26 protein-coding genes are annotated in these 24,888 nt (G+C 65.3%); 11 read left to right on the top strand and 15 right to left on the bottom strand.

Annotated elements, in window-relative coordinates:
* Nucleotides 1-44: 44 nt before the first annotated feature.
* Together ACODTA_RS05805 and ACODTA_RS05800 are read right to left on the bottom strand one after the other, a co-directional pair.
* Nucleotides 45-1,031: a dipeptide epimerase gene (locus ACODTA_RS05805; protein ID WP_489064860.1), complete on the bottom strand. Its 987-nt coding sequence runs from the start codon at nucleotides 1,029-1,031 to the stop codon at nucleotides 45-47.
* 110 nt (nucleotides 1,032-1,141) lie between these two features.
* Nucleotides 1,142-2,014 (bottom strand): alpha/beta hydrolase, encoded by an 873-nt coding sequence (locus tag ACODTA_RS05800; RefSeq protein WP_489064859.1) that lies wholly within the window; start codon nucleotides 2,012-2,014, stop codon nucleotides 1,142-1,144.
* Nucleotides 2,015-2,116: 102 nt separating this feature from the next.
* On the opposite strand from ACODTA_RS05800, the gene ACODTA_RS05795 reads away from it, so the two are divergent.
* Entirely contained in the window at nucleotides 2,117-3,100 is a 984-nt protein-coding gene (locus ACODTA_RS05795; RefSeq protein ID WP_489064858.1) for an AraC family transcriptional regulator, read from the top strand.
* Nucleotides 3,101-3,165: 65 nt separating this feature from the next.
* Here ACODTA_RS05795 and ACODTA_RS05790 read toward each other — a convergent pair whose 3' ends face one another.
* The 7 genes from ACODTA_RS05790 to ACODTA_RS05760 all read right to left on the bottom strand — a co-directional run bounded on the left by ACODTA_RS05790 (nucleotide 3,166) and on the right by ACODTA_RS05760 (nucleotide 9,414).
* The gene (locus ACODTA_RS05790) at nucleotides 3,166-3,741 is read right to left on the bottom strand and encodes an aromatic-ring-hydroxylating dioxygenase subunit beta (protein ID WP_489064857.1); all 576 of its coding nucleotides are present in this window, start codon (nucleotides 3,739-3,741) and stop codon (nucleotides 3,166-3,168) included.
* Nucleotides 3,728-5,074 (bottom strand): aromatic ring-hydroxylating oxygenase subunit alpha, encoded by a 1,347-nt coding sequence (locus ACODTA_RS05785; RefSeq protein WP_489064856.1) that lies wholly within the window; start codon nucleotides 5,072-5,074, stop codon nucleotides 3,728-3,730. Before ACODTA_RS05785 ends, ACODTA_RS05790 begins: the two co-directional genes overlap by 14 nt.
* The gene (locus ACODTA_RS05780) at nucleotides 5,071-6,066 is read right to left on the bottom strand and encodes an arylamine N-acetyltransferase family protein (protein ID WP_489064855.1); all 996 of its coding nucleotides are present in this window, start codon (nucleotides 6,064-6,066) and stop codon (nucleotides 5,071-5,073) included. Before ACODTA_RS05780 ends, ACODTA_RS05785 begins: the two co-directional genes overlap by 4 nt.
* A 54-nt stretch (nucleotides 6,067-6,120) precedes the next feature.
* Nucleotides 6,121-7,395 (bottom strand): amidase family protein, encoded by a 1,275-nt coding sequence (locus ACODTA_RS05775; RefSeq protein WP_489064854.1) that lies wholly within the window; start codon nucleotides 7,393-7,395, stop codon nucleotides 6,121-6,123.
* Entirely contained in the window at nucleotides 7,392-7,553 is a 162-nt protein-coding gene (locus ACODTA_RS05770) for a hypothetical protein (protein ID WP_489064853.1), read from the bottom strand. The genes ACODTA_RS05775 and ACODTA_RS05770 overlap by 4 nt, the downstream gene beginning before the upstream one ends.
* 83 nt (nucleotides 7,554-7,636) lie before the next feature.
* A complete protein-coding gene (locus ACODTA_RS05765) occupies nucleotides 7,637-8,524 on the bottom strand; it encodes an alpha/beta fold hydrolase (RefSeq protein WP_489064852.1) in 888 nt (295 codons plus the stop codon).
* Nucleotides 8,524-9,414, bottom strand: coding sequence for a VOC family protein (locus tag ACODTA_RS05760; protein ID WP_489064851.1), 891 nt, complete (start codon nucleotides 9,412-9,414; stop codon nucleotides 8,524-8,526). Before ACODTA_RS05760 ends, ACODTA_RS05765 begins: the two co-directional genes overlap by 1 nt.
* Nucleotides 9,415-9,637: 223 nt before the next feature.
* On the opposite strand from ACODTA_RS05760, the gene ACODTA_RS05755 reads away from it, so the two are divergent.
* The 9 genes from ACODTA_RS05755 (at nucleotide 9,638) to ACODTA_RS05715 (ending at nucleotide 19,291) form a co-directional block, all read left to right on the top strand.
* On the top strand, nucleotides 9,638-10,213 hold the full coding sequence (locus ACODTA_RS05755; protein WP_489064850.1) for an amino acid synthesis family protein: 576 nt from the start codon (nucleotides 9,638-9,640) through the stop codon (nucleotides 10,211-10,213).
* On the top strand, nucleotides 10,210-11,421 hold the full coding sequence (locus ACODTA_RS05750; protein WP_489064849.1) for an amidohydrolase family protein: 1,212 nt from the start codon (nucleotides 10,210-10,212) through the stop codon (nucleotides 11,419-11,421). Before ACODTA_RS05755 ends, ACODTA_RS05750 begins: the two co-directional genes overlap by 4 nt.
* 63 nt (nucleotides 11,422-11,484) lie before the next feature.
* The gene (locus tag ACODTA_RS05745; RefSeq protein ID WP_489064848.1) at nucleotides 11,485-11,994 is read left to right on the top strand and encodes a flavin reductase family protein; all 510 of its coding nucleotides are present in this window, start codon (nucleotides 11,485-11,487) and stop codon (nucleotides 11,992-11,994) included.
* A gap of 37 nt (nucleotides 11,995-12,031) precedes the next feature.
* Nucleotides 12,032-13,516 (top strand): 4-hydroxyphenylacetate 3-hydroxylase family protein, encoded by a 1,485-nt coding sequence (locus ACODTA_RS05740; RefSeq protein ID WP_489064847.1) that lies wholly within the window; start codon nucleotides 12,032-12,034, stop codon nucleotides 13,514-13,516.
* Nucleotides 13,513-13,908: a carboxymuconolactone decarboxylase family protein gene (locus ACODTA_RS05735; RefSeq protein WP_489064846.1), complete on the top strand. Its 396-nt coding sequence runs from the start codon at nucleotides 13,513-13,515 to the stop codon at nucleotides 13,906-13,908. Before ACODTA_RS05740 ends, ACODTA_RS05735 begins: the two co-directional genes overlap by 4 nt.
* Nucleotides 13,901-14,461 carry a MarR family winged helix-turn-helix transcriptional regulator gene (locus ACODTA_RS05730; protein WP_489064845.1) on the top strand — a complete coding sequence of 187 codons (561 nt, stop codon included), beginning with the start codon at nucleotides 13,901-13,903 and terminating at the stop codon, nucleotides 14,459-14,461. The genes ACODTA_RS05735 and ACODTA_RS05730 overlap by 8 nt, the downstream gene beginning before the upstream one ends.
* 279 nt (nucleotides 14,462-14,740) lie before the next feature.
* Entirely contained in the window at nucleotides 14,741-17,065 is a 2,325-nt protein-coding gene (locus tag ACODTA_RS05725) for a TonB-dependent receptor (RefSeq protein ID WP_489064844.1), read from the top strand.
* A gap of 23 nt (nucleotides 17,066-17,088) precedes the next feature.
* Nucleotides 17,089-18,525: an NAD-dependent succinate-semialdehyde dehydrogenase gene (locus tag ACODTA_RS05720; RefSeq protein ID WP_489064843.1), complete on the top strand. Its 1,437-nt coding sequence runs from the start codon at nucleotides 17,089-17,091 to the stop codon at nucleotides 18,523-18,525.
* A gap of 61 nt (nucleotides 18,526-18,586) precedes the next feature.
* A complete protein-coding gene (locus ACODTA_RS05715; RefSeq protein ID WP_489064842.1) occupies nucleotides 18,587-19,291 on the top strand; it encodes a glutathione S-transferase N-terminal domain-containing protein in 705 nt (234 codons plus the stop codon).
* 48 nt (nucleotides 19,292-19,339) lie between these two features.
* Here the strand turns inward: ACODTA_RS05715 and rutA are convergent, their stop codons facing one another.
* Genes rutA through ACODTA_RS05685 form a run of 6 tightly spaced genes read right to left on the bottom strand, consistent with a single transcriptional unit; the run spans nucleotide 19,340 to nucleotide 24,496 of the window.
* Nucleotides 19,340-20,407: a pyrimidine utilization protein A gene (rutA, locus tag ACODTA_RS05710; protein WP_489064841.1), complete on the bottom strand. Its 1,068-nt coding sequence runs from the start codon at nucleotides 20,405-20,407 to the stop codon at nucleotides 19,340-19,342.
* A gap of 17 nt (nucleotides 20,408-20,424) precedes the next feature.
* Nucleotides 20,425-21,249, bottom strand: a complete 825-nt coding sequence (gene rutD, locus ACODTA_RS05705) for a pyrimidine utilization protein D (RefSeq protein ID WP_489064840.1) — start codon at nucleotides 21,247-21,249, stop codon at nucleotides 20,425-20,427.
* On the bottom strand, nucleotides 21,246-21,632 hold the full coding sequence (rutC, locus tag ACODTA_RS05700; RefSeq protein ID WP_489064839.1) for a pyrimidine utilization protein C: 387 nt from the start codon (nucleotides 21,630-21,632) through the stop codon (nucleotides 21,246-21,248). Before rutC ends, rutD begins: the two co-directional genes overlap by 4 nt.
* Before the next feature lie 3 nt (nucleotides 21,633-21,635).
* Nucleotides 21,636-22,376: a pyrimidine utilization protein B gene (rutB, locus tag ACODTA_RS05695; RefSeq protein WP_489065394.1), complete on the bottom strand. Its 741-nt coding sequence runs from the start codon at nucleotides 22,374-22,376 to the stop codon at nucleotides 21,636-21,638.
* A 45-nt stretch (nucleotides 22,377-22,421) separates the two neighbouring features.
* A complete protein-coding gene (deoC, locus tag ACODTA_RS05690; RefSeq protein WP_489064838.1) occupies nucleotides 22,422-23,264 on the bottom strand; it encodes a deoxyribose-phosphate aldolase in 843 nt (280 codons plus the stop codon).
* Nucleotides 23,261-24,496, bottom strand: coding sequence for a NupC/NupG family nucleoside CNT transporter (locus tag ACODTA_RS05685; RefSeq protein ID WP_489064837.1), 1,236 nt, complete (start codon nucleotides 24,494-24,496; stop codon nucleotides 23,261-23,263). Before ACODTA_RS05685 ends, deoC begins: the two co-directional genes overlap by 4 nt.
* Before the next feature lie 190 nt (nucleotides 24,497-24,686).
* On the opposite strand from ACODTA_RS05685, the gene ACODTA_RS05680 reads away from it, so the two are divergent.
* Nucleotides 24,687-24,851, top strand: a complete 165-nt coding sequence (locus tag ACODTA_RS05680) for a hypothetical protein (RefSeq protein ID WP_489064836.1) — start codon at nucleotides 24,687-24,689, stop codon at nucleotides 24,849-24,851.
* Nucleotides 24,852-24,888 lie beyond the last annotated feature (37 nt).

The following is a 24,888-nucleotide window of genomic DNA, read 5'->3' as shown; positions in this document are numbered from 1 at the left end:
TTTACAATCGGGATCAATGGCTTCTCATATCGGTACATCCGCGATCAGTGCGGCCCGCCCCAGACGGTTTCGGGACAATGGACCATGCCCTCCGCATACCAGAGCGCCGGATCGCGGTCCGCCGCCAGAAAGGTGGGGCCGTCGAGATCGCGATAGTCGCAGCGTTGGCCGAGGATGAAGGCCGGGGCCTGCGACCAGGAGGTGCCCGTCATATTTCCCACCATCACGCCGAAACCGAGGGCGCGGGCACGCCGCTCCATCGCCAGCGCGTGCGTGAGGCCCCCGCATTTGTCGAGCTTGATGTTGACGATGTTGAACAGGCCGATCAGCCCCTCGAGATTCTCGATGTCCTGAACGCTTTCGTCCGCTGCGGTGGCGATCGATCCGTCGAGGCCGGCCATGTCTGCTTCGGCGCCGATCGCCAGCGGCTGCTCGATCAGCGCGACACACGCCGCGTCGAGTTCTGGCATCAGCGCATTGATGGTGTCGATCGAAAAGCCGCGATTGCCGTCGACGGCCAGCCACGCGTCGGGCCGTTCCGCGCGCACCGCGCGGATACGGGCGGCGTCCTCGCCATCGCCCGAAAGCTTGAGCTTGATCGCGGTCGCATGGGTCATCGCCTTCGCGCGCAGCGCCATGGCATTCGGCGTGTCGACGCCGATGGTGAAGACGGTGGGCAGCGGCCTTGCTTCCGAAAGGCCGGCCAGAGCCCAGACCGGGCGGCCGACCCGTCGCGCTTCCAGTTCCCACATGGCGCAGTCGAGCGCGTTGCGGGCGCCGCATGCGGGCAGCAGCGATTGAAGGTCATGCCGGTTCGCGCCCGCCTCGATCACCGCCCGCACTGATTCCGCCATGTCGCGCATCCGATCGGGGCCGTCGCCGCGATAATAGGCGCCGCATGCCTCGCCGCGCCCGACCGCTGCGCCGTCGCGCAGCCGGACGACGAGCAGTTCGGCATCGGTGAAGGTCATGCCAGAAATGCGGAACGGGGTGTGCATCGGCCAATTCTCGATGCCGATCTCCATGTCCATCGCTGCTTCTCCTGCCTGCGCGCTGCGGCGGGAGGGTTAGAGCGAAGATCGGATCGCGTGCTTTGCGGACATGACCTCCCGCTTCGCGCTTTGAAGCGTGGAATGGCCGGTCAGGCCGGCGCGTGGCGGCGGATATGCGTGGCCAGTTCGGCGATCGCCTGCCCGCTTTCGGGAAGGTAGCGACCGAACAGGTGCCAGACATGGATCATGTCCGGCCATTCTCGATAATCGGCTGCGCATCCGGCGGCGCACGCCTTTTCGACCAGACGCGCGGCATCGTCGCGCAGTCGCTCGCGTTCGCCCACCTGGATCAGCATCGGCGGCAAGCCATCGAGACCGGCGAAAAGCGGGGAAAGGCAGGGGTCTGTTGGCGGCCGACCCGCCGCATAGCTGACGATGGCGGCCCGCAGTGCGTCTTCGGTGACCATCGGGTCGATCGCGGCACGCTGGGTCATCGATCCTCCGCTCAACGTCATATCCGTCCATGGCGAGATCAGTGACAGGCTGGCGGGCATCGTTTCGTCCCGGTCCCTGATATCGAGCGCGAGTGCCAGCGCGAGCCCGCCGCCCGCGGAATCTCCGGCCAGGCTGACCCGGCGATCGGCCGCGACCAGATCTCGATAGACGGCGGTCACATCGTCGAGCGCGGCGGGGAAGGGGTGCTCCGGCGCCAACCGGTATAGCGGCAGCAGCACTTCGGCGCCGGTCGCCACGGCCAGCGAGGCGGCAAGGGCACCATGCGACGCCGCCGACCCCGCCATATAGGCGCCGCCATGCAGATAAAGCACGGCGTCGGCCGCCGTGCTGTTCGGGGGACGGAAATGCGCGACCGGTACGCCGCCGATAACGGCCTCGTGATGCACATGGTCGGGCGCGATCGATCCCGCGCCGAGTCCGTCGACCCATCGCCGGAGATCATCCAGCCCCGCATTCTCCCCCGGCATGTCGCGCTGCATGAAGGTGATCGCGGCATCGATATTCATATCTAAAATAGCTTTCTTGCAAAGTTAAATTTGGCTGTTTAAGTTCGACGCTTCCTGGTTCACATTTCACGCGGCCGTCAGGCGGCCAGCAAGGAGGGGAAGATGTTTCCGCAGGGCCACTTGCCACTGGAGACCCGGCCGGTACTCGCCACCCGCGATCCGGGCGAGGCGCGCGAACTGATCGGCCGGCAATTGAAAAGCCACGCGCTCCGCTTCACCGGCGGGCAGCGTCAGGTTGACAGCCGGATGAACCAGATCGCGCTGGGCGAGGTCTCGATCTTCTATCTGCGCTACGGCGCCGATGTGCTGATCGATCCGGGCCCGTTCGGAACCTTCTATATTGTCCACATCAATATCGGCGGCGCCTGCGACATCGCCTTCAAGGATCGCGCCCTGTCGGTGGGCGGCCACCGCGCCGCGATCTGCCTGCCCGATCGGCCGGCGCGTTTCCGCTGGCGCGAGGACAGCGAAGTGCTCGGCATCAAGATCGCCAAGGCGGCGCTGGAGAGCCATTATCAGGAACTGACCGGGCTGCCGCTCCAGCGCCAGATCGATTTCGACGCGGAACTCGATCTGTCCACGCCCGCCGGCCAGCGGCTGGTGTCGCTGCTGCGCTATATCGATGCCGACGCGCTTTCGCCGGCGGGGCTGTGCACCACTTCGGCCGGGATCGGCCAGCTTTCGCGGCTGGTGATGACGACCTTGCTGATCGGCCAGTCGGGCAGTCATCATGCGCTGGTCAACCCGCCGGTTTCGCCGGCGGCGCCCCATTATGTGCGGCGCGCCGAAGCCTATATGCACGCCAATCTGCAACGTCCTCTGACGCTCGACGAGATCGCGGCGCATGCTGGGGTCAGCGGGCGATCGCTCACCAACGGTTTCCGCGATTTCAGGGGCGCGAGCCCGATGGCCTATTTCAGCAATTTGCGGCTGGAGCGCGCCCGCCAGGATCTGGCGCAACGCGCACCGGGCGCGACCGTGACCTCGGTCGCCAATCACTGGGGCTTCCATCACCTGAGCAGCTTCGCCAGCCTCTACCGCCGCCGTTTCGGCGCGTCGCCGGCGGAGACGTTGCGGCGGGGGTAGGGGTCCTCCCTTTGTCATTCCCGAGTTCGCGGGAATGATAAGAAGATTTGGGTGGTCAGGAAGCGTCACAACAAGGTGGGGATGTCATAGCCATCCAGCCCGTTGATCAGCAGCGCACGCTTGATCGCGATCTTCCACCGACCATCCTCACGGCGCAGCACATGATCGACCAGCGCGACATGCTGCTGAACACCATGCCCCTTGCGATGTTCAAAGACGATCTGGTTGCTGAGGATGCGCCGTTCCAGGCCGTCCTGCCAGGCCTCGATATTCGATATGCAGCGGCGCAGCCGGCGATGCGGGATCTGGTTGTAGACGAAGCCGGTGCCGAAGCGCACGAGCCGATCCTCCAGCCGGCGTCGGTCGTCGAGCCACAGGCTGACCGATCCGCGCGGATCGGAAGCCTCGTCCTGCGGCAGCCAGTAGACCAGTTCCTCCGCGAACAGGCTGAGCCAGGCGCTGAAATCGCGCGTGTCGAGCAGCCGCGCCTCATGGTTCAGGAACGACTCCGCCTCGAAGCGTAGCGTGGCATCGTCCATGGGCGGACGGCCCGCCAGTTCTCCATGCATCCCCGCGAGTCTGTCGTAGAGCGCATCATCGAGATAGCGCGCGAATTGCGGGCCCTTTTCAAGCGACGACAAGCTTGGTCTCCCCGGACATGACATTGGCATAGTGCCGATAGAAATTGCGCATCGGCGCTTCGTCGGTGGGCGGTACGGTGCGCACGCCGGTCACCGGATCGAGCGTGTCGGCATCGGCGCGGTGGCTGCCGCGCCCGCACAGCACCCATTCGGCTTCCTCGGCGCGCATGCCTTCCCAGCAGCGCTCGAACATCTCCAGATCATCGGTCTCGCCCAGGACCGGGAAATCCTCGGCGACGCGCATGCGCAACTGGTTGACCTCGGGCTCGGCGCCTTTCAGCGTCGTCGCATACCAGGTGAGCTGGGTGCGATCATGCGCCAGCGGCTCGACCACCTGCACCTGATTGCCGATCAGCAGCAGATTGGGGAAGATGTTGAGATTGATCCCACCGCCTGGCACGCCCTCCAGCGCGGCGCGGGCGCCGTCCTCACCCAGCCGCGCGACCAGGCTCGTCACCTGCGCTTCCGATCCCGGTGTTGGGCGGACGCGATCCCATAAGGAATTGCCCATGCCCGGTCGCTGGTGCAGCAGGCCGTGGCCGTTGGGATAGGCCTTGCAATACATCGGCGAAGTGTCGGGATTGGTCGCGAAATGGCGTCCGCCCTTGTCGCCGCCGTTGCGGATCCGCGTCATGTCCATGATCGAACGGTGCGAAAAGGCTGGATGATAGCCGTCGGCGGCATTGTCGAAGACGAGCTTCCAGTTGCCGCCGAAGACACCGCGGAACGATCCGGCGCCCAGCACGATCTCGCCGCCCGGCGCGCGGCCGATGAACTCGTCGATCAGTTCGGTCGCGGTGCCGAGATGATCGGCGAGCGAAGGCATGTCGGGGTTGAGCGTACCGAAGACGAAGCCGCGATAGGCCTCGATACGCGGAATCCGGCGCAGGCCGTGCAGCGACTTGTCGAACGCATCGCCATAGCCTTCGTCGAACGGCACGCCGATCAGCCGCCCGTCATTGGCATAGGTCCAGCCATGATAGGGGCAGGTGAAGCGCGCGGCGGCGCCAGTATCCTCCTGGCAGATGGTGGCGGCGCGGTGCGCGCAGCGGTTGAACAGGCCATGGATGGTGCCGCCCTTGTCTCGCGTCATCACCACGGGGCGCAGGCCCAGGCGGACGCGTTTGAACGCGTTGGCTGCGGGCAGCTCGCTTTCGTGGCAGAGATAGGTCCACAGCCCTCCGAACAGCTTGGTCATCTCGTGCGGGAACAGCGCCGGATCGGTGTAGAGTGATTGATGGATACGATCGGGCTGGACGAGATGGCTCCAGTCGCGCTCGACGCGGGGGGCGAGCGTGATGCGCACCTCTTCGACCTTGCACGGCGCACTCATGCGAAGCCGGCCCCGTCATCGTCGGCGATCGGCACGCGCGCGGCGATCGCTTCGGACAGGCCGAGTCGTTCGACCAGGATCGACGGCGCGTCCGTGGGATCGACCGGCGTTGCGGAGAGATTGCCCAGTGGATCGACCGTGATCAGCGCGCCACGCCCGAAGGTGAGCACGCCATCGTCGCGATTCTTGCGGACATACAGCGAGTGATTGAAGATGCTGAAGGCCTTGGTCGCCTCGTTGCGATAGGCATAGAATGCGGGGCTCAGATCCTCCAGCCACATCACTGTCGACAGCGGGTTGCGCATATGACCGGGTCGCCACCAGACCACGCCATCGCCCTCGCACCAGATGCCGTGCGCCTGGCTTTTCTGCGCGGTGCGTTCGCCAGGGATCAGCGGCAGCGCGGCTTCGGCTCCCAAGCTGGGGTCGGCGCGATAGATACGCCCGTCGATGGTGACGTTGAGCCCGCCATGCGCGGGCAGCAGCGGATCGGGGACTTCGGGCATGGTGCCCGCCAGCCGTGAGACGCGGAAGCCGAGCAATGCGAGCAGGCCGTACATCGCCTCGGCGGATGGCCAGCAGCCGGCGGCCACGCCGTGCTCCAGCCAGGCTGAGAAGAATTCGTTCGGATCCTGCGACGGAAACGCGCCGGTCTGGCGCTCGACGATATAAATGCGCTTCAGCACATTGTCGTAGCCGATCTGCCGCGACCATTGCTTGACGATCGCGTCGAGCGTCTCGCGCGTCGGATCCGGGCGGGTCGAGAAGCCGAACCGATCGAGCACGCGTTCGAGAACGGCTTCGCGCAAATCTGTATGGTCGGACGGCCCGTCGAAATTGGGCGGGATCGTGCCCGGCCGATAGCTATTGATCGCGGCCAGAACGGGTTGCGCGATCTTTGGATGGCGCAACCCGTTCTGGATGTTTGTGGTCGCATCGTCTTCGCGGAAAACCGGTTCCCACTTTTCCGCACGATGCTCTGGCTCTGTCATGGCGCTGCTCCCTTGGGCAATGCCCGGGATTTAGCGCGATGGCTTTTGGCAGCGCTAACGGGTTCCGGCAGCCGCTGCCGCGATCCGGCATCCTTCGATCAGCCGCGCGGCGGCGGCGAACAGCCGCGCTTCGCCGCCCATCGGCCCGATCAACTGGATGCCCGTCGGCAATCCGGTCGAGGTCGCCAGCGGCACGGTGATCACCGGCAGCCCCAGCAGCGAGATCGGCTGGGTGTAGAGGCCAAGCGCGGCACGCAGGGGAATATTGGTTCCCGGCAGCATCGCCAGCGCGTCCTCGGCCGGGGGCGCCAGGCAGGGCACGGTCGGCGCGATCAGCATGTCGAAGCGTTCGAACAAGGCATCGAACTCGGCGGTGTACGCAGCGCCGACGGCACGCGCTTCGGCGATCCAGGCGTCGGGGATCAGCAGGGCGGCGGTCAGCCGGTCGCGGATCGCGGTATCGAACAGGTGGCGCCGCGTGCGCAGCCGTTCGGCATGCGTCCGCGCGGCTTCCGCCGCGACGATCGTATAGGCCGCCGCGCGGGCGCGCCTGCTGAGCGGGGCTTCGACGGGTTCTGCGTCGAACGCATGCGCGGCTTCGCCGATCGCTTCGGCGATCACCGGCTCCATATTGTCCGCGAAATGCCCGCCGAGCAGCCCGATCTTGCGCGGCGCCGCCGGATCACTGTCGGCGAACCGGCGCTGTTCGGCATCGTCCGGGTCGGGTGCGTCGAGCACGTCATAGACCTGGCGGGCGCGATCGAGCGTGTCGGCGAAGAAACCGACATGGTCCAGGCTGGGTGAAAGCGTCTGCACGCCCGATTTGCTGAAGCGTCCCAGGCTGGGCTTGACGCCGATGACGCCGCACAAGGCGGCGGGAACGCGGACCGAACCGCTGGTATCGGTGCCGAGCGCGAAGGGCACGATGCCTGCGGCCACGACCGCTGCCGATCCGCCCGACGATCCGCCGCACAACCGGGTCGGGTCATGCGGATTGAGCGCGGTGCCGTAAAGCTCGGTCCGCGAGACGAAGCCATAGGCAAGCGAATCCATGTTGGTGGTGCCAATCAGCGCCGCGCCGGTTTCGCGCAGCCGCGCGACCGCGAAGGAATCTCGCTCGGCCGGCGGATCGTCGGCCAGCGCCTTCGATGCGGCGACCGTCGTCAGCCCCTCGACCGCGAAGAGGTCCTTGGAGAACCAGGGCAGCCCGGCAAGCGGTCCGGTGCCGGACGTCTTGGCCTCGACCGGCGCGATCGGACGCGCGAGCCAGCCATTGGCAGCCGCCTCCGGCAGCCGGGCGATCGCGGCTTCGACGGCGGCATTGGTCATGGCCGGCGCTCCGCCGCGTCCTGTTCGCGCATCGCGTCGCGGAAGGTCAGGATCACCTGCCAGTCGCGCCAGACCGCTTCGGCGTCTTCGCAAGGCAGGGCGACGCCCTGTTCGGTCAGCCGGGCGCGCAGCGCCTCGGCCGTGTCGGGGATGGTCATGTCCATGCGTCGTTCGCGGTTCCCGGTCCGGTGATCGCCGTCCGATAGCGGAAGGCGGCCGGTCCGGGAACCGGCAGATGGGATCAATCGTCGAACAGGAAGCGCAGCGAGTGGCGTGCAAAGGCTTCCGGATATTCCATCATGGCCCAATGCCCGCAATGCGGCATGATGTAGCCCGCGCTGTTCTCGATCAGTTCGAGCAGGCGATAGGCGCTTTCCACCGGTACGACCGCATCGTCCTTGCCGTGGAAGACCAGCGTTTCATGCTTCAGCGCCGCGATGAATTCCTCCGGCCGGTGCAGGCCGCCCTGCGAACCGATCCAGCCCATGAATGCCGAATAGCCCTTGCGCGTCTCCGGATCGACCGACAGGCGATGGCGATATTCGACGAGATCGTCGCTGACCGTGAAAGCGGGGTTGGCGAGCGAACCGATGATCCGCCTGATGCCCTGTTCGGTGAAGTCATATTCGGTCAGCGCCTTGAGCGGGGTGATGATGCCGGTCTCGATCCCGGCGCTGCCCATCAGGATCACCTTGTTGACCAGTTCGGGCACGAGTTGCGCCGCGCCGATCGAGGTAAGGCCGCCGGTCGAATTGCCGACCAGGTTCACCGGGCCGGCGCCAAGGGCGACGATGAATTCGGCAAGCTGGCGGTCGCGATCGTCCTGCGAATAGGCGAAGCGCGCGGGATCGGGCACGTCGCTGCGGCCGAAGCCGACCAGATCGATCGCGATCGCGCGGCAGCGCTCCGCGAACAGCGGCATCGATATCCGCCAATTGCCCCAGCAGTCCGCGCCCGCGCCGCCGCCATGAATCAAGATGGTGGGCATGCCTTCGCCCATCTCGACATAATGGGTCATGATGCCGCCGGCATCGAGATAGCGGCTTTCGGGCCGGCTGCGCTCGATCGCGTTTCCGGCGGGCATCTCGACGATGCGGCCGGCGCGGTCGATCGTTGCAATGGTCTCCATCAAATCAACTCCTTCAGGCGTTCATGGGGCAGCAAGTGTCCCCAGATCTTGGTGGTGTCGTATTCGCGGACGGCCCATGCGCCTTCGTCCTCGACCAGCGTGCTGCCGTGGCCGATCTCGATGCCGAAGCCCGACGGGCCGACGAAATAGAAGGATATGGTCCGGCAATTGCTGTGGCGGCCCAATGTCATGATCAGCGGATCGCCGCGCGCGAGGACACGGTCGTATGCGGTGACGACATCCTCCAGCACCCGCATCTCGAACATGATGTGGTTGGTGTCGCCCGATGCCATGCCCAGGCACTCGTTGATCAGCGCCAGGCTGTGATGGCGGGGATTGCAGCGCATGAAGGTGGCATCGGCGCCGTCCCACACGATCTTGTCCGATGTGCGCAGGCCCAGCACGTCGCGGTAGAAGGCGACGGCTTCGGGATAATGCGCGCAGTGGCGCATGACATGGCCGATGCCGAGTTCGCCGGTGACGAAGCCGCCATGCGGCAGCGCCGGCGCGGTGCCCGGGATCGCGCCGTGATAAAGTTCGTTGGGATAGCCGTCCGGATCGCGGAAGCGCAGCAGCCCGGCGACGCCGCGCGCGGCGCATTCGGCGGGGCCGGCAGCCTCCGGCTCGGCGCCGGCCGCGTGCAGCCTTTCGGCCAGCGCATCGAAGCTGGCGGCATCGTCGACTTCCCAGCCCGCGAAAGGCGGGGTCTCGTCATCGCTCTCGATCAGCAGATAGCGATAGGGATGCGTATCGAGCCTGAGCGCCAGCGTTCGCGCGCCGCGCTCCGTGCGCTCGTCGATCTCCGCGCCCAATATGTCGGTCGCCAGCGTCCGCCACGCGTCGAGCCTGTTGGTTGCGATTCCGAGATAGCCTAGCCGCGCGACCTGCATGCGCCTTCTCCGACTGTGATGCCTGAATGCGGGCACATGGGGCACGCACCCCAGGGGCGCGCAACCGGAATCGCCCGCAATCGCCCGGCATGGCGGACTCTCTTTCGGGATTGCGTCAGCGGCTGCGCGATCGCGTTCGGTTTCAAGTTCCAAGAAAGGTTTATTGACTAGCTTTGTAACAGAGCTAAATAAGCAGGGAGACCGGTTGGAAAGGGTGATTCACATGGACGTCGTCAGAATTCTCAGCTTCATCGACGAAGCGCGTTTCGAGGCCGGGTGCCGAGCGGATGCGCCGCTGCGCAAGGTCGCCGTCGCTGCCGTCGTCCACAACCCGTTCGCCGGGCGCCCCTATCAGGACGACCTGTCCGATCTGATCGCGGCGAGCACTGCGGTGGGGGCGGAGATCGCCGCGACCGGCGTCTCGCTGATGGGCGGGCTGCCGATCGAAAGCTATGGCAAGGGCGCGATCGTCGGCGTCGCCGGCGAACAGGAACATGGCGTCGCCATGCTGACCACCGTTTATGGCGACGTGCTGCGCCAGGCGGTGGGCGGCGGCACCGCCTGGATATCCTCGGCCACCAAGGTCGGCGGCATGGGCAGTTCGATCGACATCCCGCTGGCCTATAAGGACGCGCTGTTCGTGCGGTCGCATTATGATGCGATGACGGTCACGCTGCATTCGGCGCCACGCCCCGACGAAATGGCGATCATCTGTTGCTTCGCCAGCCGCGGGCGGCTCAATCACCGCGTCGGCGGCATCTCGCGCGATCAGGCCGAGGGCCGGGACGGGCTGAGGTGAGCGCGGCGGCCACCCGCATCGTCGTCGTCAATATCGGCACGATCGTGACGGGCTGCTGGCGCGATCCTTTCGCGGCGGGCGACGTGATCCTGACCGAAGGGGATCGGATCGCACGGATCGGCACCGCCACGGCGGCGGAGGTCGAGGCGGCGGATCTGGTGATCGATGCGATGGGCGGCACCGTCTGCCCGGGCTTCATCGACAGCCAGGTCCACAACACCTTTGGCGACTATACGCCACGCCAGAAGTCCGTCGGTTTCCTCGAAAGCTATCTGCACGGCGGCACGACGACGAGTATTTCGGCGAGCGAGGTCCATGTACCCGGTCGGCCGAAGGATCCGGAGGGCGTGAAGGCGCTCGCGGTGGCCGCGTTCAAATGTTTCGAGAATTATCGTCCCGGCGGGATGCGCGTCCATGCCGGCTCGGTGATCCTGGAGCCGGACCTGACGCGCGAGGATTTTATCGAGTTGCGCGCCAAGGGTGTCTGGCTCGCCAAGGCCGGTTTCGGCGGTTTCGCGACGCCGTTCGATTATGCGCCGATGGTGGCCTGGGCGCGCGAGGCGGGCATGATCACCACCGTCCACACCGGCGGCGCGTCGATTCCCGGATCCTCGCCGATCCGCGCCGATCACCTGTTGGCGATGCGCCCGCACGTCTCCTTCCACGTCAATGGCGGGCCGGTGGCGCTGCCCGATGCCGAATATGAGCGGCTGACGCTGGAAAGCGACATCGCGCTGCAGGTCTGCACCGCCGGCAATCTGCGCACCGCCATCCTCTGCGCGCAGACGGTGAAGGCGCATGACGCGTTCGCGCGCTTCCTGATCGCGACCGACACGCCGACGGGCACCGGGGTGATGCCCCTGGGCATGATGTACACGATCATGAACCTGGCGGCGCTGACCGACATGCCGCCCGAATGGTTCATCGCCGCGGCCACAGGCAATGTCGCCGATGTCTACGGGCTCGATTGCGGGCATCTCAAGCCCGGCCGTGCGGCCGATCTGCTGATCCTCGATGCACCGCTGGGCGCGACCAGCAACACCGCGCTCGATGCGCTCGCCAATGGCGATCCCGCCGCGATCGGGGCGGTGATCTCCGCCGGCGTCGCCCGTTTCGTCGGGCGCAGCCGCAACACGCCCGCACCCACACGCATGCCGCGCGTCGCCGCATGCCGCATTCCCGCCGATTTCAGCGGTGCGGCGCATTGAAGAATGATATTTACTTTGTAACAAAGATATTCTACAAAGTTTAAAATCATTGGGGAGCGGAAGATGAGCGAGTCGATGGAGCAGGGGGGGGCGCTGCCCGATCAGCATTTCCTGCGCGCGATGTTCGGCCGCTTCGCCAGCGGCGTCACCGTGGTGACGTGCGGCGCGGGGGATGCGGTCCACGGCATGACCGCCAATTCCTTCACTTCGGTCTCGCTCGAGCCCGCGCTCGGCCTGGTCTCGCTGGCGCGCGGCTGCCGGATGCACGACCGGCTGGTCGCGGCGCGGCGGTTCGGCGTCAGCGTGCTGGCGGAGGGGCACCGCCATGTCTCCAATCATTTCGCCGGCCGGCCCGTCGACGGCTATCTGCCCGCTTTCGAGGAGCGCTGCGGCGTCGGGCTGCTGTCCGATGCGCTGGCATGGATGATCCTCGATACCGAGGCTGAGCATCAAGCGGGCACGCACACGCTGTTCGTCGCCCGGCTCGTCGCCTGCGGATACCGCGCCGATGCGCATCCGCTGATCTTCTTCGGCGGCGGATATGGCGCGCTTTCCGCGCCGGCATCGGCCTGACCGCCATCACACGCATCAGGATTCTTCAGGAGAGCATATGAACAGGGGCGTAAAGACCGGGGCGGACCATATCGCGAGCCTGAGGGACGGTCGCGCAGTCTATCTCGACGGCGAACGGGTGGAGGATGTCACCGTCCATCCCGCCTTTCGCAACATCGTGCGCTCGGCGGCGGCGCTTTACGATTATCAGGCCGATCCCGCCAATCTGGAGGCGATGACCTTTGTTTCGCCCAGTTCGGGCCGGCGGGTGGGGCGGTCGTGGCAATTGCCCGCCGATTATGAGGAAATGGTCGTTCGCCGCCACGCGCTGACGCGCTGGGCGGAGCTGCACGGCGGCTTTCTCGGCCGCTCGCCCGATCATGTCGCATCGGCGCTGGCGGGGCAATATGCAGGGCTTGCGCGGTTGCAGGCCTATGACGAGGGCGGTGCGCGCAATCTCGCCGACTATTTCGAATATGCACGCGATAACGACCTGTTCCTGACCTATGTCATCATCAATCCGCAGGTGAATCGCGGGCTTTCGACATCTGAGCAGGTGGCCGACGATGTGATCATGCGCGTCGTCGACGAGGATGGCGAAGGCATCACGGTGCGCGGCGCCAAGATGCTGGGGACGAGCACGATCGTCGCCAACGAGGTGTTCGTCGCCAATCTCCAGCCGCTGCGTCCCGGCGAGGAGGATTATGCGGTCTCCTTCGCGCTGCCGATGAATGCGAAGGGGCTCAAGATCGTCTCGCGCAAGTCGTTCGAGGCGAGCGCCGTCAGCCTGTTCGACAATCCGCTGGCCGCCCGTTTCGACGAGAATGACGCGGTGGTCTATTTCGACGATGTGAAGGTGCCGTGGGAGCGCGTCTTCGTGAACCGCAATGTCGCGATGGCGCGCGCCCAGTTCCACGAGACCGCCGGCCATGTCGCGCAGAACTACCAGGCGCAGATCCGCCTGATGGTGAAATTGCGCTTCCTGGCCGGGGTCGCGCGGCGCATCGCGGAGACGATCGGCACCATCCAGATGCCTCCTGTCCAGACCATGCTCGGCAAGCTGGCGTCCGACGCCGCGGTGGTCGAGGCGCTGGTGCAAGGCATGGAGGCATCGGGCGAGATGCACGGCACCGCCTATATGCCCAACCGGCACCTCGTCTATGCCGCGCAGGTCTTCACGCAGGAGCTTTATGCGGGCTTCGTGAACGCCGTGCGCGAACTGGCGGGCGGTTCGCTGATCATGCTGCCCTCGTCGGCGCGCGATTACGGCAATCCCGATATCGCGAACATCCACGATCTGCTCCAGCAATCGCCCGGCGGCACGCCGCGCGAACGGGTGAAGTTCCTGAAGCTCGCCTGGGATGCGCTGGGTTCCGAATTCGCGGGGCGGCATGGCCAGTATGAGATGTTCTATGCCGGCGCGCAGTTCGTGACGCGCGGTCACAGTTTCCGCACCTATGACTGGGCCGGGGCGGGGCGTCTCGTCGACGGACTGCTCGACGGCTACGATCTGGCGGGATCGCTCGTGGCGGAGCGGGCGTGAGCGATCGGCATGCGGGCGGCATGGCGGTGCGTCGCGCGGTGCTGGGCGATGCCTATGTCGATCGCATGCTCGCGGCGCCCGATACGCTTTTCGATCCGCTCCAGCACCTGATCACCGAATTCTGCTGGGGTACTGTCTGGACGAACGAGGCGATCGACCGGCGCACGCGGAGTCTCGTCAGCATCGCGATGTTGAGCGCCCTCAACCGGCCGCACGAAACCGCGCTGCATCTGCGCGGCGCATTGCGCAATGGCTGCACGCGGGAGGAGATCGCGGAAATCATACTGCAGGTCGCCGCTTATTGTGGCATTCCGGCGGCGATCGAGACTATGAAGCTTGCGCGAGAGGCGTTCGCGGACGACGAAGGAATGGGCGGTCGGGATGGTGGCTAAGCGGTCGGCGCGCAAGGGTGGGGCGGAGGAGTCTCTGCTGACGGTCACGCGTCCCGAACTGCTCGACGATGGCAGTGACGATCGCTTCCGTGCGCTCGTCCACGCCTCGCTCGCGTTCAGCTCCCGGCTCAACGCGATCCGCGACGGCTATGCGCGGCTGATCGGCGTCGCCGGGCCGCAATATACGATCCTGATCTCGATCGGGCATCTCCAGAAGAGCGGCGACGTCAATGTGAAGACGATCGCCGACCATCTGAGCCTCAGCGGCACCTTCGTCACCACGGAGGTCAACAAGCTGGTGGCCCAGGGGCTTGTGAAAAAGACGCGCGACAAGGTCGATGCGCGCAAGGTGAAACTCGAGATATCGGATGCCGGCCGCGACCGGCTGGCGCGGCTCACCAGCATCCAGCAGCAGGTGAACAACGTCCATTTCGGCAGCCTCAGCCGCGAACAGTTCGACGCGATCGGCACGATCATGCCCGAACTCGTCGCCAGCACCGATCAGGCACTGTCGCTGCTCCGCCATCTGACCATGGCCGAAGGCGAGATCTGACGCCGGTCGCCTGACGGCTTGCCGCCAGGCTCGATCCGGTCCGCTGCCTCTCACATTGTCATTCCCGCGAACGCGGGAATCCACATGATGTTGATCATAAAGCCCTACGACACTGGATTCCCGCGTTCGCGGGAATGACAGCCAGGGGTTGATCCTGCTTCCACGCAATTCATCCGAAACGCCGTTGCCCTCATCACGGCTCGCTCAAATTTATCTCTGTTGACTACCGTTGTAACAAAGCTATTCTACCTATGTTTTAAAGATAGGGAGGGGCGAATCATGAAAAGGGATATCGGCAAGACCGGCCGCACGACGCGGCGCATGGCCAGCCTGTCGCGGAGCGTGGCGCTTCCCATTCTGGCGCTGTCATTGGTCGTTGGCGCCGGTCAGGCGCGCGCCCAGTCGGCTGACGATGGCGACACGGTCGAAAGCGGCGTCGAGGAGATCGTGGTCACCGCGCGCAAGCGCGCCGAGAGCCTGCAGGATACGCCGATCTCGATCTCGGCCTTCACCGAACAGGGGCTGGAGGCGCGACAGGTCCAGCAGGTTTCGGGCATCGCGCAACTGACCCCCAACCTGATCTTCGACACGACATCGCCGATCGCGGGCAGCTCGGCGGCCGCCACCATGTTCATCCGCGGCGTCGGCCAGGCCAATTCGGTGCCGACCGTCGATCTCGGCGTCGGCCTCTATATCGACGGCGTCTATGTCGCGCGCTCGGTCGGCGGGCTGGTCGATCTGCTCGATGTCGAGCGGATCGAAGTGCTGCGCGGGCCGCAGGGCACCCTGTTCGGCCGCAACACGATCGGCGGCGCGATCAGCATCACCACCGCCAAGCCCGACGACCGGCTGCGCGGCGAGGCGTCGCTGCTCTACGGCACCGACAATCACGTCGTTACGCGCGGGATGATCAACGTGCCGCTGGCCGCCAACCTCTTCGTCAAGGGCACCGTCAGCTACGAGATGCAGGACGGTTATGTCCGCCGTCCCGACGGCCATCATACCGGCGACAAGAACCGCCTGTCGGGCCGCCTCGCGCTACGCTGGCAGCCTGCGGACGCGGTGACGGTCGATCTGGCATTCGACGGCACGCGCGAACGGACCAACGGCGCCGCCTATGTGCTGACTGACGCGGTACCCGGTGCGGCTTTCCCGAGCTTCTCCAACCTCGTCCTCAATGCCGGCACCTGCGCGGTGGGGGCGGATCCGCTCAACAAGCCACCCGCGCTTGCCGCCTGCTTCGGGCCGCACTGGATATCGCCGGGGCGCAACCGCGATTACAGCGACCTGCCGGCCTATTCCAATCTCGATCTCTGGGGCGTTTCAGGCGTCGTGACGATCGATCTCGGCGGCGTCGAACTCAAGTCGATCACCGCCTATCGCGATCTCAAGTCGCGCTTCAGCCTCGACCAGGATCACTCGCCCGTCGATGTCGCGAGCGTCGTCACCAGCTACACCCAATGGCAGTTCAGCCAGGAAATCCAGCTGCTCGGCAAATTATTCGACGATCGGCTGGATTGGGTCGTCGGCGGCTATTATTTCAAGGAAAAGGCGAACGACCAGCAGCGCGTCACCTTCCCGGTCGCCGATTTCAATTCGGGCGGCGACAACGACAATGACAGCCTGGCCGCCTTCGCGCAGGGCACATACGCGATTCTGCCCGCGCTCGATCTCACCCTGGGCATCCGCTACACGCGCGATACCAAGCGTTTCCTGCCGCGCCAGCCGATCCTGTCGACCGTGCTGCCGTTCCCGCCCGGAACCTTGATCCTGCCCAATGTCGAGGCGACGCGGCGGTTCGAGAAATGGACGCCGATGGCGAATCTCTCCTATCGTTTCAGCCCCGAATTGCTGGCTTATGTGACCTATTCGGAGGGCTTCAAATCGGGTGGTTTCACGCAGAGCGTGTTTCCGCCGATCTTTCCTGCGCCCGGCCAGAATCCGGCCGATGTGATCCCCTCGTTCGAGCCGGAGACGGTGAAGGTGATCGAAGGCGGCTTCAAATCCGATCTGTTCGATCGCCGGCTGCGCCTCAACGGCGCGCTGTTCCGCACATCCTACCAGAATGTGCAGATCACGGTGCAGAATGTCAGCGTCGCGCCGATCATCCTCAACGCGGCGGAAGCGCGGATCTGGGGCGCCGAGCTGGAGGCAGTCGCGGTGCCAGTCGATGGCCTGACGCTGGAAGGCGGGCTCGGCTGGCTCGATGCCAAATATATCGAAACCGCGCCGGGCGCGCAGGTGACGGTGACCGACAAGCTGATCAAGGCGCCGAAATGGTCGCTGAGCGGCGCGATCGCCTATAAATTCGAGGCGGGCGGCGATTGGACGGTCACGCCGCGCTTCGACTATGCCTATCGCGGCGGCGTGCACAACAATGCGATCAATTCGCCCCAGGCCTATCAGCCCGGTTTCAGCCTGTTCGATCTCGGCATTGCCATCGAAAATGCAGTGGCGGGCGTCACGATCATCGGCCGCGTCCAGAATATCGGCGACAAGCGCTATATCGACAGCGCCTTTTCCGACGACGCCAATCTCGGGCTTACCGAACTGGTGCTCAATCGCGGGCGGCAATTCTCGCTGAGCATCCGCAAGCGCTTCTGACAGCCGGGGTGGAGGAGAGCCCGATGGGGCGGGAATTGCTGAAGCCCCTGGGCTTCATCGATGGCCGATGGGTGACGGCGGACGACAGTGGGACAATCGCGGTCGACGATCCGGCGACGGGAGAAACCATCGCCCGGGTGCCGTGGATGGGGGCGGCGGAAGCGCGCCGGGCGATCGACGCCGCCCGCCGGGCCGGGCCGGGCTGGTCGGCGCGGACCGCCGCCGAACGCGCACGCATCCTGCGCCGCTGGCACGATCTGATGCTGGAAGAACAGGAGGCGCTGGCCACATTGCTGACCCGCGAGCAGGGCAAGCCGCTTCGCGAGGCGAGGGCGGAGATCCTTCACGCGGCGGCGTTTCTCGAATGGTTCGCCGAGGAAGCGAAGCGGCCCTATGGTGAGGTGATCCCAGCGCATGCGGCGGATCGGCGATTGCTGGTGCTCCGGCAGCCGATCGGCGTGGTCGGCGCGATCACGCCTTGGAATTTCCCTGCGGCCATGGTCACGCGCAAGGTCGCGCCCGCGCTGGCGGCGGGCTGCACGATCGTCCTCAAGCCCGCCGAGCAGACGCCGCTTTCGGCGCTGGGGCTTGCCGCGCTGGGCGAGGAAGCCGGGGTCCCGCCGGGCGTGTTCAACATCGTGGTCGGCGATGCGCCCGCGATCGGCGGCGAACTCACCGCCAGCCCGGTAGTGCGCAAGCTGAGCTTCACCGGCTCGACCGCGACGGGGCGGCTGCTGATGCGTCAATCGGCGGATACGGTGAAGAAGCTCTCGCTCGAACTGGGCGGCAATGCGCCGTTCCTGGTCTTCGAGGATGCCGATCTCGACGCGGCGGTGGAGGGCGCGATGCTGTCCAAGTTCCGCAATGCCGGGCAGACCTGCGTCTGCACCAACCGCTTCTACGTCCAGGCGGGCATCCATGAAGCGTTCGTCGATCGGTTCGCCGCGCGCATCCGCGCGCTGCGACTGGGCCATGGGCTGGACCCGCTGAGTGATATCGGGCCGCTGATCGATGCATCGGCACTGGCGAAGGTCGAGGGACATGTCGCCGACGCGCTCGGCAAGGGCGCGCACCTGGTGACTGGCGGGCGCCGTGGCGCCATCGCCAATGCCTATGAACCCAGCTTGCTGACCGGAGTGGCCGCCGACATGCGGGTGAGCGAGGAGGAGACCTTCGGTCCGCTCGCTGCGATCACCCGGTTCGAAACCGAGGAACAGGCGGTGGCGCTCGCCAATGACAGCGTCTTCGGCCTGGCCGGCTATCTCTACACAACCGATCTCGCGCGCGCTTGGCGCGTGGCGGAGGCGATGGAGACCGGCATGGTCGGCATCAACACCGGGCTGATCTCGACCGAGGTGGCGCCGTTCGGCGGCATCAAGCAATCGGGCCTGGGGCGGGAAGGGGGCCGTCAGGGGCTGGAGGAGTATCTGGAGCTCAAATATCTCTGCATGGCGGCATGATGCTTGCGGGGCGTCGCGCCGATCCTATCTTTCCGGCACCCCTTCCTACCGGAGATCGCCGATGTCAGACCTGTCGCAGTTCCCGATCACGACCCGCTGGCCGGCCAGCCATCCCGACCGGATCCAGCTTTATTCGCTCAACACGCCCAATGGCGTGAAGGTCTCGATCGCGCTCGAGGAACTGGAACTGCCCTATGAGGCGCATCTGGTCGATATCGGCGCCAACGAAAGCTGGACGCCCGAATTCCTGTCGCTCAATCCCAACGGCAAGATCCCGGCGATCATCGATCCGAACGGGCCGGGCGGAAAGCCGCTGGCGCTGTTCGAATCCGGCGCGATCCTGGTCTATCTCGCCGAAAAGACCGGGCGACTGATCCCGGCCGATCCGGCTTTGCGTTACGAGACGATCCAGTGGGTATTTTTCCAGAATGCCGCGATCGGCCCGATCTTCGGTCAGGTCGGCTTCTTCCATAAATTCGCAGGCCGTGCGATCGACGACAAACGCCCGCTCGAGCGTTATGTGAATGAGTCCAAGCGCTTACTCGGTGTCCTTGAAGATCGTCTCAGGGATCGGGCGTGGATCATGGGCGATGAGTATACGATCGCGGACGTCACGACACTGGGCTGGGTGCGCAACCTGATCGGCTTTTACGAAGCGGGCGAACTGGTCGATTATGCGGCGCTCAAGGCGGTCCCCGCCTGGCTCGAACGCGGCCTTGCCCGGCCGGCGGTCCAGCGCGGCTTGGAGATTCCGAAAAAGGGGTGAACTTTACAATCCTCCCCATCTGCGATGGGGAGGATTTTTCCTTATATCTCAACCGATATGCGCGCGACTCTTCATCAGCGGCTGAATGCGCGTACCGAAATTCTCGACCCCTTCGATAAAGTCGTCGAAGGTCAGCAGCACGCCGCCCGTATTGGGCACCGCCGCCATCTCGTCGAGCATGCGCGCGACGCTGGCATAGGAGCCGACCAGCGTTCCCATGTTGAGATTGACCGCAGACTCGCGGTCGGCGAGCTGGCGGACATTGGTGGTGGAGGATGTCTTGTCGGCGGCGCCCTGTTCGCCGAGCCAGGCGACGGCATCCTCGTCGACGCCTTCGCGATAGTGGATCCACTTCTCCATCGCGGCTTCATCGGTTTCGTCGGCGATGATCATGATCAGCACGAAGGTCTTGACGTCGCGTCCGGTCTTCGCGGTCGCGGCGGCAAGGCGATCATTGTTGAAGGCGAAGGCGGTCGGCGTGTTGACGCCCTTGCCCAGGCAAAAGGCATAGTCCGCCCATTGCGCCGAAAAGGCGAGGCCGTCGTCGGACGAACCGGCGCAGATGATCTTCATGTCGCCCGTCGGCACCGGCCGCACGAGGCAATCGTCCATCTGGTAATAATCGCCCTTGAAATCGCTCCGCCCGGTTTCCCAAAGTTCACGCAGGATCCGCGCATATTCGGATAACATCGTGTATCGATTGCGAAAATGCTCGTCGCCTGGCCACAGCCCCATCTGGTTATATTCGGGGCGCTGCCAGCCGGTGATCAGATTCAGCCCGAAGCGGCCGTTGCTGATCGAATCGATGGTGTTGCACATCCGCGCGGCGAAGGCGGGCGGGATGATCAGCGTCGGGCAGGTCGCATAGATCTTGATCTTCTCGGTGACGGCGGCGAGCCCCGCCATCAAGGTGAAGCTTTCCAGCCCATATTCCCAGAATTCGGTCTTGCCGCCGAAACCGCGCAGCTTGATCATCGACAGCAGGAAATCGAGCCCGTGCTTCTCCGCGCTGAGCGCGATCTTTTTGTTGAGATCGAAGCTCGGCATATATTGTGGAGAGTTTTCAGAGATCAGCCAGCCATTATTGTTGATCGGTACGAAGACGCCGATTTCCATTTCTCATCCCCCGAGGTTCAGGCTGCCGATATCGCCATGATCTGATTGAGGAAGCCTGACACGACATCGTTAAAGGCATCCGGTTCGGTCACATTGCAGGCATGGCCGCCGCGCGCCATCGCGGCGAAGGCGGCGCCTTTTACGCCGGCAGCCAGCCGCGCACCCGCGGGGAACGGCACCAGCATGTCGTCCTCGGCGGAGATCACCAGCAGCGGCACATGGATGGCGCCCAGCCGGTCGGCGATATCGAAGGCGGCGAGCGCAGCGATGCGGCGCTCCACTGTCTCGCGCCCCGGAAAGCTCGCGATATGGTGCGCGGCCTCTTCGTCGAGCCGGGCAAGATGCGCGCTGATCCAAGGGGCGGGATAAAGGAACAGCGGCTGTGCGCGAACATAGGCGGCGACGCCGCTGTCGCGGAGCAATGCCAGCCGGGTTTCGAAGCAGCGCAGGAAATGCGGGTTGGGGCTCGCCCAGCCATTGACGACGATCAGCCGGCCGATCCGTTCGGGCGCCTTCAGCGCCATCGCCAGCCCGGCGATCCCGCCCGCGGCATGACCGATCACATCGGCGCGCGCGATGCCCAGCCCGTCGAGCACCGCCGCCATATCGTCCGCCATCGCCTCCACCGACGCATCGGGCAAAAAACGGTCGCTCCGCCCTGTGCCGCGATGGTCGTAGAGGATCACGCGCCGCGTCTTCGCGAAGGCGTCGAGTTGCGGCGCCCAATAGGCGCCCGATCCGCCCAGCCCCGGTGACAGCAGCAGCGGCGGCGCATCGGACGGGCCATGCTGCTCGACATGAAGGCCGGCGATCGTCAGCGTGTCCGTCACGCCATCGGTCATTGGCCGATATGCGCCACGCTGGCGATCTCGACCAGGCAATCAGGTTTCACCAGCTCGCATTTGACACAATAGCGCGCCGGCTTGTCGCCTGGAAAATACTCGGCATAGACGGTGTTGAAGGCGGCATAATCGGCCAGATCCTTCAGGAAGATATGGTTCATCGCGATATCCGCCATGGTCGCGCCGGCGGCGTCCAATGTGGTCTTGATCGTTTCCAGCACATGCCGCGTCTGTGCTGCCGCGTCGCCGACATGGAGCACCGTGCCGCCCTCGCCCAATGCAAGCACGCCGGAGACATAGACGGTGTTTCCGGCCTTGGCCGCCGCCGAATAGGGCGCGATGGGCTTCGGGAATTGCGGCGGGTTGATCGGTTCGAACGGCATGCTCTACTCCCTGGGTGCTTGGCTGGGTGCTTGGCCGAACGCGCCGCAGAAATCGGCGACGGTCGAGATCCAGCCGAAGAATTTCTCGACATTGTAGATAGTGGCCTGGTGCATCGCCTCCGGCCCGAGATGATGCGTTGCATCCTCCAGCATCACGCCGAAATATTCGAGGTGGAAGCCGTCGCGCAGCGTGCTTTCGACGCAGACATTGGATGCGATTCCGACGAATATGATGTTGCGGATGCCGCGCGCGCGTAGCGTGGAATCGAGCTGCGAGTTGAAAAAGGCGGAATAGCGCGTCTTCTGCAGCGAGATGTCGCCTGGCTGCGGCTTGAGCGCATCGACGAGTTCATAGTCCCAGCCGCCGCGCGCAAGCAGCTTTCCGGCGAGTTCGGGGCGCGCGCGCATCGTCTTCAATGCGTTGGATTTGTGCCAGTTGGGCGAACCCGGCGTACCCGCCTCGGCATAATCGGGATCCCAGCCGTTCTGGAGGAAGATCACCTGCACCCCGGCATTCCGGGCCGTGTCGAGCACGGTTGCGATCTTGCCGATCACGCCGGCCGCGCCCGCAATGTCGAAGCCCGCCAGGTCGACATAGCCGCCGGGCGAGGCATAGGCATTCTGCATGTCGATGACGACGACCGCGGTTTCGGTGGGCGAAAGGCGCAGCGCCTCGGGGCGTGCTGGCAGGGTGAGCGCCGTGGCGTCCCCCGGCCTGGCCGTTTCGACAACCGTCACGCGTATCTCCCTGCTGCCCGGCGTGAAGTCTCCGTCGGCGCGCGGGCCGCGTCAATCCCCGAGCCGGGCAGTGATATCGTCGAGCAGACGTGAGGCGCCGATGCGCAACAGGGCGGGAGAGAGCCACGCCTCGCCGAGTATGAAACGGACGAGCGCGATCCAGTCGAGCGCCTGGGATGCGCTGGCGATGCCGCCTGCGGCCTTGAACCCGATCCGCTCGCCGGTCTCGCGATGCCAGTCGCGGATCACCTGCAGCATCGCCGCGCCCGCCGGCAGCATGGCGTTGACCGTTTCGAAGCCGGTCGAGGTCTTGATGAAGTCTGCGCCCGCCGCGATGCAGACATGGGCGGCGCGCGCGATCATCGTCGCGTCGGCGAGTTCGCCGGTCGCCAGGATCGCCTTCAGATGCGCCGGGCCACAGGCCGTGCGGAACGCCGCGACTTCTCCGTGGAGCGCTTGCCAGTCGCCGGACAATGCGTGACCGCGCCGGATGACAATATCGATTTCCGTGGCGCCGGCCGCGACCGCCGCCCCGATTTCGGCGATGCGTGTCGCCAGCGGCGACAGGCCATGCGGAAAACCCGCTGCGACTGATGCCACCGCGATACCGCTGCCGGAAAGCGCTTCGACGGCGGTGGGCACCATCACAGGATGGACGCAGACGGCGGCGACGCGTGTCGCGATGGCGCGTTCGCACAAGGCACGCACGCGCGGCTCGGTGTCGTCGCCGCGCAATGTGGTGAGATCGATGCAGGCGAGGGCGAGGCGCAACTCGGCATCGGTATCGGCCTCGCGAACGGGCCGGATCGCCGCGACCGCTGTTTCGACATCGGCCGGCGCTATCTGGATCGCTGCGACCGCGGCGGCGTCGAACGGCCGCGCCCTGCGGGTCACGGCGTGATCAGCATGCCCGCCAGCGCCGCGCTCATGAGGTTGGCGAGGCTGCCGGCGATCAGCGCCTTGACGCCAAGTCGCGCGATCACAGGGCGCTGATTGGGCGCCAGATTGCCCGTCACCGCCATCTGGATCGCGATCGAGCTGAAATTGGCGAAGCCGCAGAGCGCAAATGTGACGATGGCGACGGTCAAGGGCGAAAGCTGGGACTGAGTCGCGCCGAGATGGATGAACGAGACGAATTCGTTGAGCACGATCTTCTCGCCGAACAGCCCGCCGGCGGCCAGCGCTTCGTGCCACGGCACGTTGAGCAGGAACATGACGGGCGCGAAGATATAGCCGAGCAGCATCTGGAAGCTGAGCTCGGGATGGCCGAACAGCCCGCCCACGGCGCCCAATATGCCGTTGGCGAGCGCGACCAGCGCGACGAAGGCGAGCACCATCGCACCGACCGCGACCGCCAGCTTCACGCCGGTCTGCGCGCCCTGGGCCGCCGCCATGATGATATTGGCGGGGCGTTCCTCGTCATGGATCGAATCGACGAAGTCGATCGGCTCGATATCGGCGTCGGCCGGATTGTCGGGCATGATGATCTTGGCCATCAGGATGCCGCCGGGCGCAGACATGAAGCTGGCGGCGAGCAGATAGTCGATCTTGATCCCCATCGCCGCATAGGCCGCCAGGATCGTGCCCGCGACGCCCGCCATGCCTGACGCCATCACGGTGAAGAGCTGCGCGGGCGTGAGGCTCGCCAGATAAGGCCGGATGACGAGTGGCGATTCGCTCTGGCCGACGAAGATGTTTGCCGCCGCGCACAGCGATTCGACCTTCGAGATGCCGATCACCTTGCGGATGCCGCCGCCGATCCACTTCACGACGAATTGCATGACGTTCAGATAATAGAGGATCGAGATCAAAGCCGCGAAGAAGATGATCACCGGCAGCGCCGCGATCGCGAAGCTGTTGCCGCCCACGTCTGGCGAGGCGAGCGGGCCGAAGATGAAATTGGTGCCTTCCTTCGAATAGCCGAGCAGGTGCGAGACGCCGTTCGACAGGCCCGAGATCAGCGCACGGCCGGCGGGCACGTAGAGTACGAGCACCGCGATCGTCGCCTGAAGCGCGAACGCCGCGCCGACGACGCGCAGGCGGATATGGCGGCGGTTCGAGGACAGGGCGACGGCGATGGCGAGAATGACGGCAATGCCGGCAAGGCCGATCAGGAATCTGGTCATGCGGTGAAATTGTCCCCCAAGGCGGGCGTGTCGCCCTGCATCTTGCCCCTGTTCTTTGCCGATACGCGACGAAAGGCAAGCGCTTCGACCATGGACGCCTGGGCATGGGTCTGCGTCCCAAAGCGGTACGTCGCCCGATTAACCCTTTTTAGCGCTTTTCAAAGGTAAACACTTCGTTAACTTTTGGCGCATGGAACCTGCGATCGCCTTCGCCAATGATGCCGCCGGCCACTCGGTTCGCCGCGGTTTTCCGCCGCCGGCGATCATCCCGCCGTCGCGCCTCGGCGCCGATCTGCGGCTGTTCCTCATGACCTACATCGCCGGATTCGTCGTGATCTATGGGCTGATTGCCTAAGCGCGGTTCCGTTAGCGGGCGTTGATTCACGTTCGGT

Source organism: Sphingomonas sp. FG14, from assembly GCF_057809675.1.
Note: the sequence above shows the minus strand (reverse complement) of the source record. Positions and strands in the feature narration are given on the sequence as shown.

Bases quoted from the DNA above. Each gene is read 5' to 3' on its own strand.
- ACODTA_RS05780 (WP_489064855.1), bottom strand. From the start codon at position 6,066: ATGACAGAGCCAGAGCATCGTGCGGAAAAGTGGGAACCGGTTTTCCGC.
- ACODTA_RS05800 (WP_489064859.1), bottom strand. From the start codon at position 2,014: ATGAATATCGATGCCGCGATCACCTTCATGCAGCGCGACATGCCGGGG.
- ACODTA_RS05725 (WP_489064844.1), top strand. From the start codon at position 14,741: ATGAAAAGGGATATCGGCAAGACCGGCCGCACGACGCGGCGCATGGCC.
- ACODTA_RS05720 (WP_489064843.1), top strand. From the start codon at position 17,089: ATGGGGCGGGAATTGCTGAAGCCCCTGGGCTTCATCGATGGCCGATGG.
- ACODTA_RS05775 (WP_489064854.1), bottom strand. From the start codon at position 7,395: ATGACCAATGCCGCCGTCGAAGCCGCGATCGCCCGGCTGCCGGAGGCG.
- ACODTA_RS05740 (WP_489064847.1), top strand. From the start codon at position 12,032: ATGAACAGGGGCGTAAAGACCGGGGCGGACCATATCGCGAGCCTGAGG.
- ACODTA_RS05745 (WP_489064848.1), top strand. From the start codon at position 11,485: ATGAGCGAGTCGATGGAGCAGGGGGGGGCGCTGCCCGATCAGCATTTC.
- rutA (WP_489064841.1), bottom strand. From the start codon at position 20,407: ATGGAAATCGGCGTCTTCGTACCGATCAACAATAATGGCTGGCTGATC.
- ACODTA_RS05685 (WP_489064837.1), bottom strand. From the start codon at position 24,496: ATGACCAGATTCCTGATCGGCCTTGCCGGCATTGCCGTCATTCTCGCC.
- ACODTA_RS05770 (WP_489064853.1), bottom strand. From the start codon at position 7,553: ATGACCATCCCCGACACGGCCGAGGCGCTGCGCGCCCGGCTGACCGAA.
- ACODTA_RS05795 (WP_489064858.1), top strand. From the start codon at position 2,117: ATGTTTCCGCAGGGCCACTTGCCACTGGAGACCCGGCCGGTACTCGCC.
- rutC (WP_489064839.1), bottom strand. From the start codon at position 21,632: ATGCCGTTCGAACCGATCAACCCGCCGCAATTCCCGAAGCCCATCGCG.
- ACODTA_RS05760 (WP_489064851.1), bottom strand. From the start codon at position 9,414: ATGCAGGTCGCGCGGCTAGGCTATCTCGGAATCGCAACCAACAGGCTC.
- ACODTA_RS05805 (WP_489064860.1), bottom strand. From the start codon at position 1,031: ATGGACATGGAGATCGGCATCGAGAATTGGCCGATGCACACCCCGTTC.
- ACODTA_RS05680 (WP_489064836.1), top strand. From the start codon at position 24,687: ATGGAACCTGCGATCGCCTTCGCCAATGATGCCGCCGGCCACTCGGTT.
- ACODTA_RS05755 (WP_489064850.1), top strand. From the start codon at position 9,638: ATGGACGTCGTCAGAATTCTCAGCTTCATCGACGAAGCGCGTTTCGAG.
- ACODTA_RS05715 (WP_489064842.1), top strand. From the start codon at position 18,587: ATGTCAGACCTGTCGCAGTTCCCGATCACGACCCGCTGGCCGGCCAGC.
- rutD (WP_489064840.1), bottom strand. From the start codon at position 21,249: ATGACCGATGGCGTGACGGACACGCTGACGATCGCCGGCCTTCATGTC.
- ACODTA_RS05785 (WP_489064856.1), bottom strand. From the start codon at position 5,074: ATGAGTGCGCCGTGCAAGGTCGAAGAGGTGCGCATCACGCTCGCCCCC.
- ACODTA_RS05765 (WP_489064852.1), bottom strand. From the start codon at position 8,524: ATGGAGACCATTGCAACGATCGACCGCGCCGGCCGCATCGTCGAGATG.